The sequence below is a fragment of the Bacillus sp. 22190 genome (assembly GCF_052045575.1).
Classification (GTDB): domain Bacteria; phylum Bacillota; class Bacilli; order Bacillales; family Bacillaceae; genus Bacillus; species Bacillus altitudinis.
Genome location: NZ_JBQEPF010000010.1, coordinates 26,022 through 45,623, shown reverse-complemented (window position 1 = coordinate 45,623; position 19,602 = coordinate 26,022). Strand labels below are relative to the sequence as shown.

General features: G+C 38.5%; 15 protein-coding genes and 2 other annotated features. Of the genes, 11 read left to right on the top strand and 4 right to left on the bottom strand.

Features of this window, described 5'->3' with window-relative positions:
- Window positions 1-15: 15 nt before the first annotated feature.
- The 5 genes from ACTJKA_RS13900 (at window position 16) to ACTJKA_RS13880 (ending at window position 6,421) form a co-directional block, all read left to right on the top strand.
- On the top strand, window positions 16-1,200 hold the full coding sequence (locus ACTJKA_RS13900; protein ID WP_336750348.1) for a DUF1835 domain-containing protein: 1,185 nt from the start codon (window positions 16-18) through the stop codon (window positions 1,198-1,200).
- A gap of 74 nt (window positions 1,201-1,274) precedes the next feature.
- Window positions 1,275-1,498: a binding site (T-box leader), on the top strand.
- 37 nt (window positions 1,499-1,535) lie between these two features.
- Window positions 1,536-1,760: a binding site (T-box leader), on the top strand.
- A gap of 51 nt (window positions 1,761-1,811) precedes the next feature.
- A complete protein-coding gene (gene thrS, locus ACTJKA_RS13895; RefSeq protein WP_336750349.1) occupies window positions 1,812-3,731 on the top strand; it encodes a threonine--tRNA ligase in 1,920 nt (639 codons plus the stop codon).
- A gap of 174 nt (window positions 3,732-3,905) precedes the next feature.
- Window positions 3,906-4,472: a hypothetical protein gene (locus ACTJKA_RS13890; RefSeq protein ID WP_025206950.1), complete on the top strand. Its 567-nt coding sequence runs from the start codon at window positions 3,906-3,908 to the stop codon at window positions 4,470-4,472.
- Window positions 4,473-4,498: 26 nt separating this feature from the next.
- Entirely contained in the window at window positions 4,499-5,782 is a 1,284-nt protein-coding gene (locus ACTJKA_RS13885; protein WP_440607803.1) for a hypothetical protein, read from the top strand.
- A 357-nt stretch (window positions 5,783-6,139) separates the two neighbouring features.
- The gene (locus ACTJKA_RS13880; RefSeq protein ID WP_017366847.1) at window positions 6,140-6,421 is read left to right on the top strand and encodes a hypothetical protein; all 282 of its coding nucleotides are present in this window, start codon (window positions 6,140-6,142) and stop codon (window positions 6,419-6,421) included.
- 55 nt (window positions 6,422-6,476) lie between these two features.
- On the opposite strand, the gene ACTJKA_RS13875 is transcribed toward ACTJKA_RS13880, so the two are convergent.
- The gene (locus ACTJKA_RS13875) at window positions 6,477-7,985 is read right to left on the bottom strand and encodes a helix-turn-helix domain-containing protein (RefSeq protein ID WP_336750351.1); all 1,509 of its coding nucleotides are present in this window, start codon (window positions 7,983-7,985) and stop codon (window positions 6,477-6,479) included.
- Window positions 7,986-8,702: 717 nt separating this feature from the next.
- Here ACTJKA_RS13875 and ACTJKA_RS13870 point away from each other — a divergent pair.
- The 4 genes from ACTJKA_RS13870 to ACTJKA_RS13855 all read left to right on the top strand — a co-directional run bounded on the left by ACTJKA_RS13870 (window position 8,703) and on the right by ACTJKA_RS13855 (window position 16,913).
- Complete coding sequence (locus ACTJKA_RS13870; RefSeq protein ID WP_440607802.1) at window positions 8,703-14,840, top strand: SpaA isopeptide-forming pilin-related protein; 6,138 nt, start codon at window positions 8,703-8,705, stop codon at window positions 14,838-14,840.
- A 21-nt stretch (window positions 14,841-14,861) separates the two neighbouring features.
- Window positions 14,862-15,464, top strand: a complete 603-nt coding sequence (locus ACTJKA_RS13865) for a class D sortase (RefSeq protein WP_284564956.1) — start codon at window positions 14,862-14,864, stop codon at window positions 15,462-15,464.
- Window positions 15,457-15,783 carry a hypothetical protein gene (locus ACTJKA_RS13860; protein WP_336750353.1) on the top strand — a complete coding sequence of 109 codons (327 nt, stop codon included), beginning with the start codon at window positions 15,457-15,459 and terminating at the stop codon, window positions 15,781-15,783. The genes ACTJKA_RS13865 and ACTJKA_RS13860 overlap by 8 nt, the downstream gene beginning before the upstream one ends.
- 515 nt (window positions 15,784-16,298) lie before the next feature.
- On the top strand, window positions 16,299-16,913 hold the full coding sequence (locus ACTJKA_RS13855; RefSeq protein ID WP_407708000.1) for a leucine-rich repeat domain-containing protein: 615 nt from the start codon (window positions 16,299-16,301) through the stop codon (window positions 16,911-16,913).
- A 40-nt stretch (window positions 16,914-16,953) separates the two neighbouring features.
- Here ACTJKA_RS13855 and ACTJKA_RS13850 read toward each other — a convergent pair whose 3' ends face one another.
- The 3 genes from ACTJKA_RS13850 to ACTJKA_RS13840 all read right to left on the bottom strand — a co-directional run bounded on the left by ACTJKA_RS13850 (window position 16,954) and on the right by ACTJKA_RS13840 (window position 18,272).
- Window positions 16,954-17,268, bottom strand: coding sequence for a DMT family transporter (locus ACTJKA_RS13850; protein WP_017358818.1), 315 nt, complete (start codon window positions 17,266-17,268; stop codon window positions 16,954-16,956).
- Window positions 17,269-17,613, bottom strand: a complete 345-nt coding sequence (locus ACTJKA_RS13845) for a DMT family transporter (RefSeq protein ID WP_003217798.1) — start codon at window positions 17,611-17,613, stop codon at window positions 17,269-17,271.
- Window positions 17,614-17,693: 80 nt separating this feature from the next.
- Complete coding sequence (locus ACTJKA_RS13840) at window positions 17,694-18,272, bottom strand: TetR family transcriptional regulator (protein ID WP_017358820.1); 579 nt, start codon at window positions 18,270-18,272, stop codon at window positions 17,694-17,696.
- 174 nt (window positions 18,273-18,446) lie between these two features.
- Here ACTJKA_RS13840 and ACTJKA_RS13835 point away from each other — a divergent pair, with 174 nt between their 5' ends.
- Both ACTJKA_RS13835 and ACTJKA_RS13830 read left to right on the top strand, forming a co-directional pair.
- Window positions 18,447-18,995: a VanZ family protein gene (locus ACTJKA_RS13835; protein WP_045034495.1), complete on the top strand. Its 549-nt coding sequence runs from the start codon at window positions 18,447-18,449 to the stop codon at window positions 18,993-18,995.
- The gene (locus ACTJKA_RS13830; protein ID WP_181891237.1) at window positions 18,992-19,456 is read left to right on the top strand and encodes a DUF6884 domain-containing protein; all 465 of its coding nucleotides are present in this window, start codon (window positions 18,992-18,994) and stop codon (window positions 19,454-19,456) included. The genes ACTJKA_RS13835 and ACTJKA_RS13830 overlap by 4 nt, the downstream gene beginning before the upstream one ends.
- The last annotated feature ends 146 nt before the right edge of the window (window positions 19,457-19,602 follow it).

The following is a 19,602-nucleotide window of genomic DNA, read 5'->3' as shown; positions in this document are numbered from 1 at the left end:
AAAGGGAGACGAATGATGATACATATCATATTTGGGGCGGCAGCTGCCGGTAGTTTAAAACAAGCAATACGTGAAATGAAGCAAAAACAAATAGATGATGTCATCGCTTTTGATGATATCTATTCAATTGGACCACTTCTACATTTACACGAACATGAAGGACAAGCGAACCGTATAGAATGGCTGCGTAACGTGATGTCAAATGAATTTGGCTATTTTGACGACATGGTCAACGATCAGCATAGAATGCTTCAGCAAATAAAAGAAATAAAAGCTGGCAGTCGTATACTCATCTGGACAGGCAGTAATGCACATGAGCAAATTGCCTTGCGATATGCCATCTATTTATTAAAAGAGAAAAGCATTGAATTGTCTGTAATCAATATAACGACAGCATTTGATCAGCTGTTCAATACGAATACAAGAAGAATGATCCTTCGACATTCCGGAGAAATCGCATCTGAAAAATTTAAAATTTTGTATGAGAGTAAAGAGCATATTCACCCAGTGACAAAAGAAGAGAGAGAAAGATTACAAAACGAATGGCTTTCACTTGCTAAAGAAAATCATACGCTGCGGATATGGCAAAAAGGACAAGTGATCAGCGTACCAGAAGATGAATTTGATGCTTATTTAGTGAAAATGGCTAAGCGGCTTCATCAGTCCGCGCCAGAAGAGGAGTATATCGTCACTCCACGATTAATAGGAGAAGTCATTGGTCATTTAGATCAGTATATCGGTGATGATTTTATTGAATATCGATTGAAGACATTAATTGATCAAGGGATATTTGACATGAAAGGAAAACGAACTTCCATGCGTTATTACTCGATTAAACTGACAGAGTTCGGTCAGAACTTCAAAAAATGGGTGTGCTGTCGAGAGTTTGAGGATCATCCTTTTGTGAAAATTGAAGGAGATTACGGTGGTGAACCTTTTCAATGCGGACATTGTCAATGTCATTTAGAAAGAGATGATGTACCTATAAGCGATGTACTATTCTCTAAAATATGGAATTGGGCCATACAGTATGGTTGTTGGTTTGATGAAGAAACAGATGACTTGCTGCCAGAAGGGGTAGAAATGGAAAAGAAGTTTAATCAAGCAGGGGAGTGTATAACGGAAGAAGTGAAGAATGCGTTATCTCCTAAGTATCAAGTCGAATATAGCCCCAGTGAAATGACAAGATATTTCATTTAAAGAATAAATTTCAATAGCACTATACAAAATAAATCTTTACATCATTCCCCATCATCATGTAATATATGGAGAAATCAAAAGCGAAGAAAAGGACATGAGCAGCTTTTATTGGTTCACAGAGAGGGAAGTCACGGTGAAATCTTCCTAACGCAGAAAAGTTGTCTTACCACCTTTGAGCTGTATTGGTGAAATTACAGTATCCAATACCGTTTACGCCACGTTAAGGCACCAGAGCCATAAAGCGAATACGCATTATGGGAATTTGGGTGGAACCACGGATTACACATTCGTCCCTTTATGAGGGATGGGTGTGTTTTTTTGTTTACTTTTATAGCATGATTGCTTTGAAAAGGACATGAGCAGCTTTAATCGGTTCACAGAGAGGGAAGTCACGGTGAAATCTTCCTAACGCAGAAAAGCTATCTTACCACCTTTGAGCTGTATTGGGGAACATTACAGTATCCAATACCGTCTACGCCACGTTACGGCACCAGAGCCATAAAGCGAATACGCGTTATGGGAATTTGGGTGGAACCACGGATTACACATTCGTCCCTCTATGAGGGATGGGTGTGTTTTTTTATTTCAAAAAAGAGAAAGGTGTGTCAGTAATGAGAGAAAAAATGGTAAAAATTCAATTTCCAGATGGAAAGATCAAGGAGTTCTCCGCAGGTACGACAGTCGCAGAGGTTGCCTCCCATATTAGCCCAAGTTTAAGAAAAAAAGCAGTAGCGGGAAAGATCAATGATCAGACAGTGGACTTAAGTTATCCGTTAAACAACGATGCGGGGGTTTCGATTCTAACACTTGATTCAAAAGAAGGGCTGGAAGTGTTACGACATACAGCTGCACATGTATTAGCCCAAGCTGTGAAAAGGTTATATGACAATGTGACACTGGGAATCGGACCTGTCATTGAGAATGGATTTTACTATGATATGAAGCTGAATCAAACGTTAAGCGTAGAGGATTTGGCAATGATTGAAAAAGAGATGAAAAACATCATAAACGAGAATCACCTTATTCAAAGAATGGAGGTCTCTTACAAAGAAGCTGAAGTGATGTTTGCACATGATCCATATAAACTGGATATTTTAAAAAGTCTCCCTCGACAAGAAGCCATCACGATTTATCAGCAAGGAGAATTTATAGATTTGTGCCGTGGACCTCATTTGCCTTCTACAGGGTATTTAAAGGCATTTAAACTAACGCGTGTGGCAGGGGCATATTGGCGGGGAGATAGCAATCAGGATGTCTTGCAGCGAGTGTATGGTGTAGCATTTCAGCATCCAAATCATCTAGCTGATTATCTTCATTTCATGGAAGAAGCAAATAAACGTGATCACCGGAAATTAGGGAAACAGTTATCCCTCTTTATGTTTTCAGAAGAAGCGCCAGGCATGCCTTTTTATTTACCAAAAGGTCAGATTGTCAGAAATGAATTAATGGCCTTTTCTAGAGAAGTGAGAGGTCAAGCGCAATATGAAGAAGTAAGTACTCCATTTATGATGAACCAAGAACTTTGGGAAAAGTCAGGGCACTGGAATCATTATCATGAAAATATGTATTTCTCAGAAGTAGACAATACAAGTTTTGCTTTAAAACCGATGAACTGTCCAGGGCATATGCTCATGTTCAAAAATAACTTATATTCCTATAGAGACCTTCCAATTAGAATGTCTGAATTTGGTCAGGTGCATCGTCATGAATTCAGCGGAGCATTAAATGGATTGTTCAGGGTCAGAACATTTTGCCAAGATGATGCCCATATTTTTTTAAAAGAAGATCAAATCGAAGCTGAAATCAAACGGATTTTTCAATTAGTTGATTATGTGTATCGGACATTTGGTTTTGAGTATAAAGTCGAACTATCCACTCGTCCAGAAAAAGCATTAGGGGATGACGCTATTTGGGATATATCCGAAAAAGCGCTAAAAAATGTGCTTGATCAGTTAAAGATTGACTACCATTTAAATGAAGGAGATGGGGCATTTTATGGTCCGAAGATCGACTTTCATATTCAAGATGCACTAAAGCGGAGCCACCAGTGCGCCACAATTCAGCTGGATTTTCAAATGCCAGAGAAATTTGATTTAACATATATCAACGAGAAAAATGAAAAGGTGCGGCCAGTTGTCATTCATAGTGCCATTTTTGGTTCACTTGACCGGTTCCTTGGTATTCTCATTGAACATTTTGCCGGCGTCTTCCCGTTATGGCTCGCACCAATCCAAGTACAAATCATACCTGTCTCAAGCGTTCACCTTGATTACTGCATAGAGGTGCAGCAGCAATTAAGAAATATCGGAATTAGAGTCACAATCGATGAACGGGATGAAAAACTCGGCTATAAAATGAGAGAAGCACAAATGCAAAAAATTCCTTATATCGCTGTCATTGGAGATACAGAAATGCAAGAAAAAACACTGAATATCAGACAACATGGAGAAAAAACGTCAAAGCTGCTCTCTATTGATGACTTTAAACACCTGGCAGCCCAGCAAATAAAAGACAGAACAGCTCAAATATGATGTGCTGATTTCATGAAGAAGGATAAGACGTTCATTGAATGATGGGCGTCTTTTCATTTGTGAAAAAGCCGAATTGACAATTGAAAGGGAAAATATTGAAACATTTTTTCGTTAAAATCGTAATAAGGATAGAGCGTTTATCAGAAAAATTTGAAACGAGGAGGAGTTTATCACATGGAACAAGCTGCACTAAAAAAGATGAGGACAAAACAAATCGCTATCTCTAATTTATTTGTCGGACTTATGATCATCATTTTTTTTATGTTGATTCAAATTGTTAAAATCCAACTGACACATTTCCTTTTTTGTTTAGGAATTTTAATCCTTATCCAAGGCATTTTAGGCTTTATCAGAAAAGGAACAACAAAGTCTTTCATCCCTATTTTAGAGCAGGTAGCTATTTATGAAAAAGAGAAATTAGGGAAAGAGTGGGAAAAAGAAAAACGGTTAGATCATGTGTGGAAAATCATATTGAGTGTCATTATGTTTATTCAATCATTCACTTTACAAAATGTGGATAATGCATTCAGTGACGTCGATCCTGCATTGATCATTTTCTTGTTTTTGATGGTTCTAGCCATTTTAAATATAAGCATGCTTTTTCGTTTTAGAAAAATCGACCGATCGACTGTAGGTGAATTAACAGGCTACACAAAAGAGTCAAATATAATGGCAATCGCTTTAGGATTTTTTATGGCAATCGTCATTTTCATCTTTATCGTTATTTTTATTCTTCCATAAAACATCATCATTTTGAGGTGAATTCATTGAATGCAAACATTCAACAACTGATCGATCAGACAAAGGTGACATTTGGCTTAGATCTTTACTATCTAAAAAGACACAGTTTTCATCGCTACGTCAATATGTTCAATGAAACGGTGTATACATTGAATATGGAATGGTTTCCCTCTCATGAAACGGAACCCGAGGACGATGATCTAAACCCAGACGGCACAGCTGTCATTGAAGTGAACTTGAATACAGGACAGACCGAATCAGTTATTTTTGTTATGGACAAAACCTATGCGCAGCATGGTGTCACGTTTAAGAGACCTTATCCAGCTCATGTCATTCAATGGATCGAACAAGAAACAGGATTGATCTATGGAGAGCATTTTCATATGCATCAGAAGGAAAAAGGGGAACTTTCTTTCGAAGAAGCAATAGATGGTGTGAAAGTAACACCTTCAGGCAGAATCGAAGTGAAATGGAATGAACATGGACAGCTCATGTACTTTACACACCACGGTCCATTTTTAGCCAAAACATTACTGAAAGCTGAGGAATATGTGCTTTCCCTTGATCAGGTGAGGAACTTAGCTGAGCAGCAAGTGCAGCTATTTCAATTGCCTTCCTTCGAGCACAATCAAATCCGGTCTATTTATGCTTTAGAAGAAATCTATGTGAAGAACGATGGAACAGGAACTCTTCCGTTTGAAGTTGGGCGTGAAGAAACGCATTGTATACACATGAATAAAGTCATTGAGTGGAATGAACCGATAAACAATGCCTTTGAAAAAAAGGAAATGGACATTCATGAGAACATTTCAGCTGAACAAGCTTTCTCATTGGAACCGTCACCAGATTCCTTCACGATATCAAAAGAAGACCAGGATGAGTGTATCAAAGCAGTCCGCACCTTCTTGGCGCAAAAATATCCTAAGGATACAGGAAAGTGGGTTCTAAAAACACTCCAACGTGATCACGGATACATCCATGCGATATTAAAAACGAATGAACAAGAAGGCTGTGGATTTATGGATAAAATCAAGGTCTTCATTGATGCCAACACTTTTGAAGCCATTAATTACATAGATAAAAAAGAGATGTTTCAAGTATGTGGGATACTCAATCCATCTCAAACAGCTAGTGAAATCACCATAACTCAGAAACAAGCCTTTGAAACATTGAGAGAACGCCTCGAACTTATACCTATCTATGTCTATGACGATGTGCAAAAACAATATGTTTTATGCGGCAGGCTCGATTGTCATGATGGCATTGATGCAGTGAGCGGCGAAGTGTTCTCTTTGACAGACCTTTCATAACTTCCAAAAGAACAGTGAGGAGCTGTTCTCTTTTTTGTCCCATCTCCCTCTTTTTTGCAGAAAAATGGAATATTGTAGCAGGAAGTTGTCGTTTCATCACGAAAGAAAACAGGTAAGAATATGATCATAGGTCCATTGTTTGGATTCGTGGTGGAGTCAATGAGATGACATAGGAAACGTTATACATATTAAACATTCGTGACAGTACAGTTGATCTACAGTATCAAGTCTAAAAAGTGAGTGATCATGTCTCAAGCCGTATGCGAAAATACGTGTACCGAGATCATATGATGAGTTGGTTCCGTTTGTTTTTAGGTGAGTTTGAAGCCAAGTTAGAAGAAAGTGAGGATATCTACCTTGAGTACATTGGAAGTGTTTCGTCAGTTTTTGGTTGACCATTATCCTGCGTTACAAGATGAGCTTTGGCTGAAAGATGTTGATACCCTTCGAATCTCTCCTATTCTTCATCCTTTTCTGAAAAGCAAGCTGCCAGATGGGATTGAAAAATTCACTTGTGTCCTATTCACGCAGCAAACAGATCAAACCACTGCCCCGCTCAAAGTATACCTTCTATTAGATGAATATGGGCAATCGCTTTACGCCATTGATTTGATGAATGAACAAATCGTGCTTCATTAATACAGAACCAAAAAGCTGCTTGAGCTTGTCTCAGCAGCTTTTTTTATGATGAACATCAGTTTGTCATATCAACCAATCTGCGGTGCAAGTTGTCCAATTCTTTTTTTGTTGGAAAAGAGCTGATCAGCAGCGTAGATCGCCCGAACTGAAGAGGAAGCTCAGTATCGGTCACAATCATATCAATCCCAAGTTGATCCATCGTGACATCATTTAACGTATTTTCTGGACTTGTGAAAATGTGAATGAGAGGAGGCACACTTAATTTAATTAAATCAGCAATAAACAAACTATGATAATAACCTAATGTTGAAGTAACAAAAATGTTCAGCACGTTTCTCCGTTCCATCTCCAAATGAACAAGTCCTCTCCAGGAAGATGTAATGATACGAATCAATTCCCGTTCATTTTTCACAAAAGAAGCGAGGATATCGTCTGTTTTTAACTCTTGGATGATATGACTAATCCTCGAATAGAAGTAGGGAAACTGTTTTTTCACCTCTGATAAATAGCTCGATTTCTTTTTGAAAAGGAATCCATCTCTCACGGTAATTTCATTGGAATACACATAATATTGGAGAAGAACGAGTGTCATCACCTTACGATTCGCTATTTCTTGATGAAAAATCGACTCCAACTGGGTGATAAATGAATGAATGGCATCATAGAGGCGTGGTGTATGCGACTGAAAGAACGTCAATTTTTCTTCGACAGACTCAATTGATTTAAAGTGTCCAATAGCTGGTTCGATCAATAGCAAAAAGACAAATTCATGATGATCCAGCGTCACATCAAATACGTCTTTGGCCATTCGGCAGATGTGCTCTTCCCATCTTCTAATTTGATCATAGATTCCTTTAGCTGTAGAGGTTTGTTTTTCTTCATTCATTGAGTATGTATATTTACGGCTGATTGTAAAACCTTTTCGCATTCGGTGAATGGAAACGCCGAGCCACAGGCAGTATTTATCTATCGCGACATCTGGTAGATTGACTTCGAGCACCTGAAATAGTTCTTGTAATAAATTCACTGCGTCTTGTTTTTGAATATCATCAAATGGCCAAAGGCGGCTTCCATACACTTCAAATAAAAATTCAACAAAGAATTGACGAATCTCCTTCTCATTTCCATGAAACTGCATACTATCTGGGCGTAACTCGATGTCATAGGATGTAAGGATCGAGTTGATTTTATGAATCGTGTTATACAATGTGGATCTACTGATATTCAGCGTTTCCATCCATTCATAGAAAGATCTGTTTTCTTCAAAAAAAATGCCGTCAATCAATCGAATTTCAATCGTATCCTTTAGAATTTCTTTGATATAGTAATCCACTCGTATCGTCTGCGTATTACAAATGGATATGCCTTGTCTTGGCTTTATGTGGATTAACGGTTCTCCATTCTCTGTTTGGAACGATTTCATTTGTTCTAAATCGCTTTGAATCGCACGAACCGAGCCGATACGTTCATTCGATATCTCTTGAAGGCTCCACCACTTATTTTTGGATACAAGCAATTTTAAAATGTTTATCCATCTCTTTGATTTATTATCAATGAGCTCCATCAAACAACTAACTCCTTCCTTTAGCTTGCCTCTATATTATGAAGTTCACTTAAAGAACATTTGATTCTCAAAATAGGCATGAAATGATTGTAATGTTTAGGCTAAATCGTTTTGTCTTCACTTTTCATGATAAAAGAGAAAAAAATTAGACGAAAACAAATGTTATGCCCTGATTCTCCATATTTTTCTATTGAAAGGTGATAAATATGCCAAGAATCCTATAAAAATGGATCATTTTAGATATTTTGTTTATTTTTTTGCTGCTCAAACGGTAAATGTAAGAATAAAAAGCATCGGCTTTTTGATTACCATATGGAAGGGAGTAGAAGGAATGCGATCTATATGATGCTGAACTATCTCACCATACATACCATATGAGTCATGCTTGTTTTATATGAACGTTCTATATGTGAATATATGCTTATATATGCATGTACTAATCATTTGTTGTTCGTTCCAGTATAAATAGAAAAATTCACATTTATTCTTTTCATGTTCCCTCTCACTATTCCCCATTGCTATAGACCCCTATCCAGCTACTATATCTACTACTCATGATGACCTTTCAAACTCATGGTTGATCAACTCATTTTATTCATAGGGTCTTAAGATGCAATTTTTAGAAAAATTTGATCAGAAGCGGAGTGATTGATCAGACAGTATACAAATGATTTTTTAATCGTTGTTGAAAATTAATTTTAGAAAAGGGTGGATGTATTGAAAAGAATATTGTCATTGGCTCTCATTGCGGTGTTAGTCATACAGTCTAGTATATTAGGAATCTTGCCTTTAGCAGGGGCACAAGCTAAAGACATTCAAGAGAATATCTATGGGAATATTGAATTTGCTGATAGCGAAGGCAACAAGTTATCAAACATAGAAGATCAGCAAGTTAGAAAGGCCATTGTGCATTGGTCGATTAAAGGAATAGATCTAAAAAAACAATATCCGTATGTTCACACTCTTCCTTCAGCCATACAGGTAGAGAAGGAGCAAAAGGAATCCATTACAGTGGATGACATCATTGTTGGCGAGTATACTGTTTCAAAACAAAATGAAGTGAAAGTCATATTTAAAGACGATGTTGAGATTAATCCAAATTTAGAAGGATCAATAGACATCAATGTCACCAGTATAGCTGAGCAAAAAGAAAAAACAAAGCAAAACGAGCGTGAAGAAAGCCTTCCAAAAGATGATTCAACCTTATCTGAAAAAGAAGACAAGAATCAAGAAGCCGCTCAAACGAAACAAAGCGATGAAGATGAGTTACTAAAAAACAAAGTGAACGTGTCTAAGCGTGTAGGGCTGCAAAGTGTTTCAAAACAAATGCAGATACAAGAAAATCTCCTTACTGACGCGAAATTAATTTTTGAAGATCAGGAAGGTAATTCAGTTGATAAGCCTGACGTCAACTCACTGATTTCCATTAACTATAAGTGGGCCATCCCGAATGGTCATAACTATAATGGCGGGGATGAATTCCATTTCAAGGTTCCAGAGGAATTAGTCATTTACGAAAAAATCGATCGTCTCGAGATGAAATTTAATCAATCGATCATCGGTTATTTTTCTGTAGATGAAAGCGGAAATGCCTCTATCGAATTCACAGATTTTATTAAACAATATTCAAATATCCAAGGAACACTTCAAGTTTGGACACAATTAGATAAACAAACAGTGATCACTGAAGAAAAAGAAGTGGTGATTACCCCGATTGAAGGCAAAGATACGATATCGATTCCGATTCAATACATTCCAAATGGTCCGAATGTCTCTAAAAAGGGAGAACCCAATCGATCTTACAATGCTGAAACCATTCAATGGACAGTCGATTTTAATATGGACTTAGATGATGTGAAACAAGCGAAACTGTTAGATCCGATTCAAGAAGGTCAAGCGTTAAAAAAAGATTCAATCAAGCTTTATCGTGTAGATACAAAGCTAAATGGTGAAACATCGCTTGGACAGCTGCTTGACGAAAATCACTACACCATCGGCCAAACAGCAGATGGTCAAGATTTCACGATCGAATTTAAAGATGACGTGCATCTCGCTTACCGTTTAATGTATGAAACGGACATTACGAATCAAGATCAGTCTGTGTTTCGTAATAAAGCGTCCCTTGTCTCTGCTGATAAAGAGATTAGTTCAGCAGAAGGAACCGTGAATGTGACAAGAGGCAGTCCTTTAAATAAAAAAGCCGCCCACTACGATCCAGTCACTCAAACGATTACTTGGGAAATTCGGTATAACTATAACGAAAAAAAGCTGGCTCAAAAGGATGCTTTAATAGAAGACTTCTTTAACGGTACACAGGCGCTAATATCTGATTCAATTCAAGTCAAAGAAGTCACAATTGATGAGAATGGCAAAGAATCAGGAACAAAAGCGTTTGAAGATTATGTGGTTCAACCTCAAAAAAAGGATGAACAAAACGGGTTTACCTTGCAATTCAATCAAGATATCCAATCGGCTTACCTGATCACATATCAAACAAAAGCAACCGAGCGAATTTTCGAAGCTGAAGACATTATCAATACTGTAACAGCTGGCAAAGAGAGCGAACAAGGGAAGCAAAGAATTGATCAGCAAATCCTAACGAAAGACCACGGAACACCGGATTACAAGAACAAGACCATTCCATGGCGTATCATCTTCAACAAAGATCAACAAACCATGAACAACGTAATATTAAAAGATTCGTTTACAAACGAAGGATTGACGCTGCAAAAAGATAGTTTAAAAGTGACGACAGATAATACAGTGCTTGAAGAAGGCACAGATTATCAAATCGTTGAACATGCAAATGGATTTGATATTCAATTTACGAAAGAAATCAAGACAGAACATACCATCACATATACAACGTCTTTTGATTATGAAAAAAGAGCAGATAAAGATCAAAAGAACCTACGTAACCATGTAAAACTTGAATGGGTAAATGAAGATGGCAAGGATTTGACGAAGGAAAACCAATCTGTCTTTACGCCTGACACATACACGCAGTCCAATGGGTTCAAGAATGGAACATATGATGCAAAGCAAAAAGAGATCACATGGAATATCGGTGTGAACTATAATTTGAAGCATCTAGAAGAGGCGAAAATCGAGGATTTCATTCAAGGAAATCAGCGTTTGCTTAAAGAGTCAATCATCGTCTACTCGCTTGATTTACAAGGCGGGGAAAATGGTGCGGAAGAAAAAGAAGTATTAGCGAAAGAACATTATGACATCAAATTCCTCGAAAATGAAAAGGGAGAATCAGGCTTCGAAGTCATTTTCAAACATGCCATTGATTCCCCATACAAAATCACGTATCAAACAAGTGTTGAAGGAATGGATTTAGTACAGAAAACCTACGAAAATAAAGCGACCCTTTATGATGGAAAGACGAAAGAATCAGACGTGAATGCTGTGGTGTCTATTCCAAATGGAGGGAAATACACGAGCAAATCAGGAAATCAACAAGGGAAAGTCATTGATTGGAAACTGAATATCAACTTTGGACAATCAACAGTCCAAGATGCGACGATTATCGACCATCCGAGCAGTAACCAAGCCATAATAGAAAACTCATTTCATCTGTACTCGACAACAATAGATGAAAAGGGGCAAGTGACCAAAAAGGAAGAGCTGGAAAAAGGGAAGGATTATGAACTAGACCTTGAATTCGATCCAGATTCTTTTCAAATCAAATTTAAAGAAGAAATCACGAGACCCTATATTTTAGAATACCAATCTCTCATTTTAGATAAGGTGGGAAGTACACTTCAAAACGAAGTAACGTTTAGAGGTGAAAATGTAAAAGAAATCAAAAAGGAATCCGAAGCCTCAATTGTGGTCAAACGTACCGCTGGCATGGGAGATGGCACAGGAGCGATTGGCGCTTTAACCATTCATAAGGTAGATGCGAGTAGTGGAAAAGCGCTAAAAGGAGCAACCTTTTCTCTGACAGATGCTGCGAGCGGTATCGTCATTGGAACAAAGACAACAGATGAAGAAGGAGCTCTTCGATTTGATCGTCTTCTGTATGGTGACTATATCGTGACAGAAGAGAAAGCACCTGATGGTTATTTGAAAACGAAGGAACCGATCAATGTCACGATTGATCAGCCTTACGAATCAGGAGATCAAACGAAAACAGGAAATAGCATGACGGTGCAAAACCAAGAAATCCGCCAGCATGTGAAGCTCACGAAAAAAGACAAAGAAACGGGTACGGCATTAGAAAATGCAGAATTTGAACTGAGAAATGAATCCGGAGATACCGTCCAAACCCACTTGAAAACGGATGAAAAAGGAGAAATCCTATTCAAACATCTTGAGCCAGGTTCTTATTACTTTGTTGAGACAAACGCACCGAAAGGCTATCAATTAAATCAGCAAAAATGGCCGTTCACCATTAAAGAAAATCAAACAGAAACAACGGTTGTCACTGCAGTAAATGACATCATCAAAGGCTCTGCAGAATTGAGCAAAATAGGTGAAGGCGGAGAGAGACTAGAAGGTGCACAGTTCAAGCTCTTAGATCAAGATGGGCATGAGCTAAATGGTGCGCTTGTCACAGGAAAAGATGGCAAGATCACGATCAACGAACTAAGACCGGGTACGTATCAGCTCATTGAGACAAACGCACCAGACGGTTATGTATTAGATGAAACACCCATCACATTTGAAGTACCACTCGATCCGAAAGAACCAGTCATCATTTCACAAAAGAACCTCTATGAAACAAATGCATTAGAAGTGATGAAAGAAGGGGAAGATGGCAAGAAGCTTCAAGGTGTTCGATTTGAAGTCTTGGATCAAAATGACAAAGTCGTGCGTAAAGATTTGACAACAGATGAAGATGGGAAGCTGTTGGTCGACAACCTCAAACCGGGCAAATATCAGCTTGCGGAGACAGAGAGTATTGATGGTTACCAAAAGAAAAATAAACCTTATCCATTTACCATCGAAATCGCACAAAAAAAACCGGCAGAGATCAAAGTGATCAATGATCTCAAAACTGGAGCTGTCCAGCTCACGAAACTCGGTGAAAAGAATGATGTGCTTGAAGGAGCAGAATTCAAGCTAGTAGATGCAAATGGAAAAGAAATAAAAACAGGTCTCGTCACAGATGAGAACGGAGAAATCATCGTCAACGATCTGAAACCTGGAACCTATCAGTTTGTTGAAACGAAGGCGCCATTCGGTCATGAGCTTGACGAAACACCTGTCACTTTTGCTATTCCATTTAACCCTGAGAAGCTGGTCAGTGTGACAAAAGAAAATAGCCGCACAACTGGCGGAGTGCTGTTACACAAAAAAGGAGAAGATGGGAAATCATTAGAAGGGGTTGTCTTTGATCTATCTGATGCCAAAGGAAAGATAGTGGCAGGAGGAGAAGGGATTACAACCAATCAGGATGGAAAGATTACCTTCACAGGTTTAAAACCTGGGGAATATCAATTTGTTGAAAGAAAGAGTCTTGAAGGCTATGAATTGAGTGCGAAACCACTTGTTTTTGAAGTTGAATTAGGTCAAAAAGACTTGATTCAAGTGGAGGCAATCAATCAGCTCAAGAAAGGTTCTGTAGAACTAACTAAAATAGGGGAAGAAAAAGAAAGATTGAAAGGCGCAGAATTTACCCTTTTCAATGATGATGGTAAAGAATTGATGTCAGGTTTAACAACCAACGAAAAAGGCATCATCACTGTCAACGATTTGAAACCAGGCGCTTACCAATTGGTTGAAACGAAGGCTCCTTTTGGACATCAACTTGATGCAGAACCAGTAGACTTCAAGATTGATTTCAATCCAAATCAACTGGTGAAAGTGACGAAAGAAAATATTCGGACGACAAGTGCTGTGAAGCTTGAGAAAAAAGGGGAGGATGGTCAGTTGCTCGCTGGCGTGACCTTTGACCTGATTGATGCGCACGATCAGCGTGTGAAGAAAGACTTAAAGACAGACAAAAACGGTCAACTGACAGTCGATCAACTGAAGCCAGGAACCTATCAATTTGTCGAAACAGCAAGCATTGCCGGCTATGAATTGGATCAGACACCTGTCTCATTTACGATTCGATTAGGTCAAGACAAACCAGCAAAAGTAGAAATGATCAACAAACTGACGCCGGGAGCAGTGGAACTGACCAAAGTAGATGATGAGGGACACACGCTGGAAAACGCAGAGTTTGCTCTTCAGAGTAAAGACGGGAAAACGCTGAAGAAATCACTTGTAACGGATCAAAAAGGAAAGCTTCACATCACCGATCTAAAACCGGGAGAATATCAATTCGTTGAAACGAAAGCGCCTCATGGCTATGAATTAGATGATCAGCCGATCCGGTTTACGATTGAGAAAAATCAGCAGAAGCCTCTTCAATTAACAGCGAAGAATCACTTGATTTTAGGAAGTCTGCGTATCATAAAGGTAGACCAGCAGACTGATAGAACCTTAAAAGGTGCAGCCTTTGACATTCGTACAAAAGCTGGGAAAATCATCAAATCTGTGACAACAGGAAAAGACGGAGAAGCCATTGTCAAAGGGCTTAAACCTGGTGAATATACACTCACAGAGACGAAAGCTCCAAATGGTTATGTAGCGTTAAAAAAACCACTCGCTTTTACAATTCAAATGGGCGAAGTGGAGATCAAGACATTGATTGTGAAAAATGCTCCAATGAAGAATGAAGTGGACCACACAAATCCTCCAGCTTCAGATCAAGGGGATCAACATCCGCCTCATGACTCAAACGGTGAATTGCCAAAGACTGGGGAAGAATGGCTACGTTATTTGATGTATGCAGGGATTTTACTAGTAGTGTCTGGAACTGTTCTTCTTGTAGTCAGAAGAAGGACCATTCAGTAAAAGGAAGGAACGAGTGTATTGATGAAAAAAAGAACCTTATTAGGCAGCTTTTTGGTGGTCGCAGGACTAATGCTCATCTCCGTTCCTTTTCTATATGAGTGGCGAACGTCTCAAGAGGCAGCAGCCATGGAAGAGGCATTGAAAATGATTGAAGAAAATGACAGTGGTGCCCTTTCTTCTATTCCACATTTAACTGTGTCAGAAGAAGACCTGCGAGATACGATGGAGCTTGAGATCCCGTCAATTGATTTAAACGAAAAAGTGCTACCTGTTACAACAAAAGAAAATTTAGGTATTGCACTGACTCAAATCAAATCTCATCAAATGCCAGGTGAAGGAAATTTCACGATTGCAGGCCATAGAGGGTATAGAGGCGACCGGCTTTTCCGGCAGCTGCCAGAGGTGCCTAAAGGAGAAAAAGTCGTCTTACATCATCAAGCAGAAACATACGAATACAAAATTGTCAGCTCAGCTACGATAGAACCGACGGATGTTGATGTACTAAAGGATCGCGGGAAAAATGAACTGACATTGATCACTTGTACTCTTGATGGCCAGAAACGATTTGTCTTAAAAGGAATACGAATCAATGCTTCAAAGGATAAGCAACCGTCGGATGTATAACACCAACATAATAGATGATGAGTTTGATGGAAAAGCAACGCTCACGACCGACATGTTACACCAACTGTTAGTAGAGCATTATCCCACTTTAAAAAACGAACGTTGGGATGTGGATATAGATACAATTCGGATTTCGCCTATTCTTCATCCTTTATTAAGAAGAAAGATTCCGATAGGTATTGAAAAATTCACATGTGTTTTGTTCACGCAGCAGACAGGGTCCTTTGGAGAGCCTTTGATTGTGTATTTTTTATTGGATGAAAAAGGCGAATCGATTTACGCAATGGATTTCTTGCTTGAGCAGCATGATCCACATTAAACGAGAAATAAAAAAGGAAGGGCTTTGATTAACGGGTTCGGTTTTAAGGTGGGAAAATTGTATTAGTTATATAATGAGAACTCTAATTCGTATATGAATTGGAGTTCTTTTATTTGTTTATTTGATATGTTGTTGCTCCATATTTTAACAGACGTAATCATCGGCGGATTGTGGTTAAACGGACAAAGAAGATCATCTAGTTTTTATCCCTTCCCCTATTTCTCCGGCAAAAATATCGGAAAGAATCAGTTTTGACTCCAAACTTCTGATAAAATTCATTTAGATATCCGTCATTAGTAGGTATGGAGGTAAAAGAATGTTAAAAGAAGACCCTGAATTATATTTTTCGTCATGATGCACGACCAGAAGCTGTTCATGATTTAGCCGATGTAGATGAAAATGCCACTGAGTTAGTAATCACAGGAAAAACTAAAAATATTGAAAGGTTGAACTCTTTTTCTAACCTGACGAAATTGTGGATTTACAAAGTGGGCCAAAAGGAATTCAATACGATCTTGAGCTTAGTTAATCCCAAAATGCTCTATATGCGTGAACTGAGAGTAGAAGATTTATCAATCATCAGTTCTCTTCAAGATGTTGAGGTATTGTCACTTGAATGGAATACAAAGGCACAAAGTTTATGGGATCTATCAAAAAACACTTTTTTAAAATCTTTATCCTTAACAGATTTTTCAAAGTTGAATGACATAGCCCCTTTGCAAAAAAACACTGGTTTAGAATGGTTACAATTGTCAGGTGGGATTTGGAATACATTAAATTTAAATACGCTTCAACCTTTAAGATACCTCAAGAATTTAAAATATCTGTGCTTATCAAATATAAAAGTGAAGGACGAGTCTTTAGAGCCAATATCGGCATTAGAGGGACTCAAGGAACTTGATATTTCAAACCAATTCCCGACAGAAGAATACGCTAGATTATCCGTCACCCTTCCAAATACGAAGTGTGATCGTTTTGCACCATATATCTTTTTATCAAGTCCTATTGTAGATAAAGATGTAATGGTGATTGGAAAGCGGAAACCGAAATTAAATTCAAAAGTTGATGGGGAAAAGTTGCAAAAATACGAAAAACAATTTAAAGCGTACCAAGAAAAGTATAAAAATTAACTTAAAAAGCAATGGATAATCTATTCCATTGCTTTTTCTATTACGCAAACAACTTCAGCCCAACCACACCTATCACAATCAGCAGCAAGCTGAGGATACGAATCATGTTTTTCGGCTCTTTAAATAGAATCATATTAAACAAGACAGAACCCGCTGTTCCAAGTCCAATCCAAACCGTATAGGCAACGGAGACTTGAACGGAAGAGAACGAGGCGTACAAAAACAAAAAGGATAAGGCAAATCCGCCGACAAATATAATGCCTGTCGTGAGTTGCTTTTTCTTACTAAACATATTGAGACCAATGGTTCCGCCAATTTCACAGGCAGAGGCCAACAGTACAAAAAACCAGCCCATTTATACCGCTTCTCCTTTCTGCTCATGTGCATCTCCATCAGACACTTTCAGTCCAATAATTCCGAGAATTAAAATGCCCATAAATAAAAGCTTTTCTAATGAAAACGAACCGCCGAACAGCGCATAATCCATCAAAGATGTACCAATCGTTCCAACTCCTGCAAACACGGCGTACACAGTCCCTGTCGGCAGCTTCTCGCAGGCTTTCATTAAAAAATAAAAATCAACCGGGATCAGGCAGATAATGATCGCCCACTCCCACACAGCATCAGCTCTATTTAAACCAAACACCCAAAGTAATTCAAATAAACATGTGAGTGCAACATACATCCAGCTTTTTTTCATCGTATTTCCTCCTAAAACTGAAAACTGACGATTCGTCATTTTAAAACCAAAAAAGAGCGTACAGCAAGTGCTGTACTAAGTTAAGGTGTCTCTATGCCAAGTGCGTAAAGGAGAAATTGCTTCACCTCTCGTTTTTGAATCAGAACCTCTTCTGTATCTGTTTCTGTAAATAAGTACATTTGCTCAGCTGATGATTCAAGTAAACCGATAATGAATTTCGCAGCATATTGACAGTTCAAGTTCGCACGTACTCTTTTGTCCTGTTTTGCCTTTTCTAAAAAAGAAGCGACCCATTTGTAAATCGGTTCATAAATATCTTCCCATTCCTTTAAATGCTCGGTGGCAGCTAAACCTGAATACGTTAGGGCAAGAACATCACGGTATTGTCTTGTAAAAGAGAAAATAAATTCAACTAGCGCATCTGCTTGATCAAGTACATCCGCATGCTGAGTGAGTTCCATTTCAATGGCTGGTACCATCTGTGCGATCAGATGTTCAGCGATGGCAGGCATGACAGACAGCTTTGAAGGAAAATATAAATAAAAAGTTCCTTGCGCAACACCTGCAGTTTTCACAATATCCGATATGGTCGTCTTTTCGATTCCTTTCTCTTTAAAGGCATCAATCGCAGCAAGCATAATTTTTTCTCGTTTTGACACAGGATCACCGACCTTAAAATGACTGAATGTCAGTCAGTATACCGAGAAAATGACGATTTGTCAATATGGGTTTCTCGTCATTGAATAGGAGAATAAGTGATGAATAGATGCGGGCAGGCCTGAATAAGCTGTAAATATGGTCAAGCATTATGTGAGAAAGGGGCAGCTCTCCGTATGACATTCAGTGCGATGTTTTCCATGACTTATTTCCTCTTGCTCGTCCCGCTCTATTTACATATGAGATACAGACAGGCGAAAAAACAAAAACGATTTATCTATTTACGAACTGAAATCGTTCTTGCCTGTCTGTTTATGTATACAAATGTTTTATTATATTTGACGGTCTTTCCTAATCGTTTTTCCGCACCAAGGGATCAGGTGAGTGTCAACCTCATGCCTTTGCAGTCCATTTATCAAAATCTCCATGCCTATCATCATGGCTATCCCAATCTTGTTTTTTTAAATTTGGCAGGGAACATTTTGTTATTTGTGCCACTTGGTTTTTTTCTTTATCAAGCATTCCGAACCTTGCGCTGGCAAAAGGCAATTCTTGCTGGCTTTTTCTTGTCAACAATAATTGAAGTGCTTCAATGGATATTCTCGCAATCTGGTATGATTACAAGAAGCAGCGATATAGATGATATTCTCTTAAATACACTTGGCACAGCGCTAGGTTGTATGTTGTATCGGATGTATCAACGAAGGAAGGAGAAAATCAAGTGAAGCGAGTTTGTATCATTCCATGTGGCGCCAAGAAAATATGGGACGTCCATCCAGAGGCAGGGAGCCAGCCGGCGAACCTCGTTTATTTAAGTCCGCTGCATCAGCGTACGAAAAGCTATGCGCGAACGTTCTTTTCAGACTACCTAATCATTTCAGCGAAGCATGGATTCTTAAAGGCAGATGATATTATTCATGAAAATTATGATGTGGCTTTTGGTACACCGCATACTGATCAGATAACAAGAGAAGCACTAAATCAGCAATTTCATGAAAAACATCTCACTGCATATGATGAATTAGTGATACTAGGTGGAAAGAAATATCGAAAGGTGATCGATCCGTTATTACTTCCTCATCAGACAGCGATTTATCCGCTGGCTCCATATAAAGGAATTGGCTATATGCTTCAGGCATTAAAGAGAGCGACTGAGACAAAAGTAGAACTTCCGCCGCATATTTAACGTATTCACATCTACCGGTAAGCAGGGTTTTGATCATTAAAAAGAGAATGAATGAAGTAGCGATGCTGATTGTTTCATATCTTTTCAGCAGCCACTTGGATGTCCGCATCGCTTATTAGAGTGGCTATATGAAAAAGGAGGCGTAT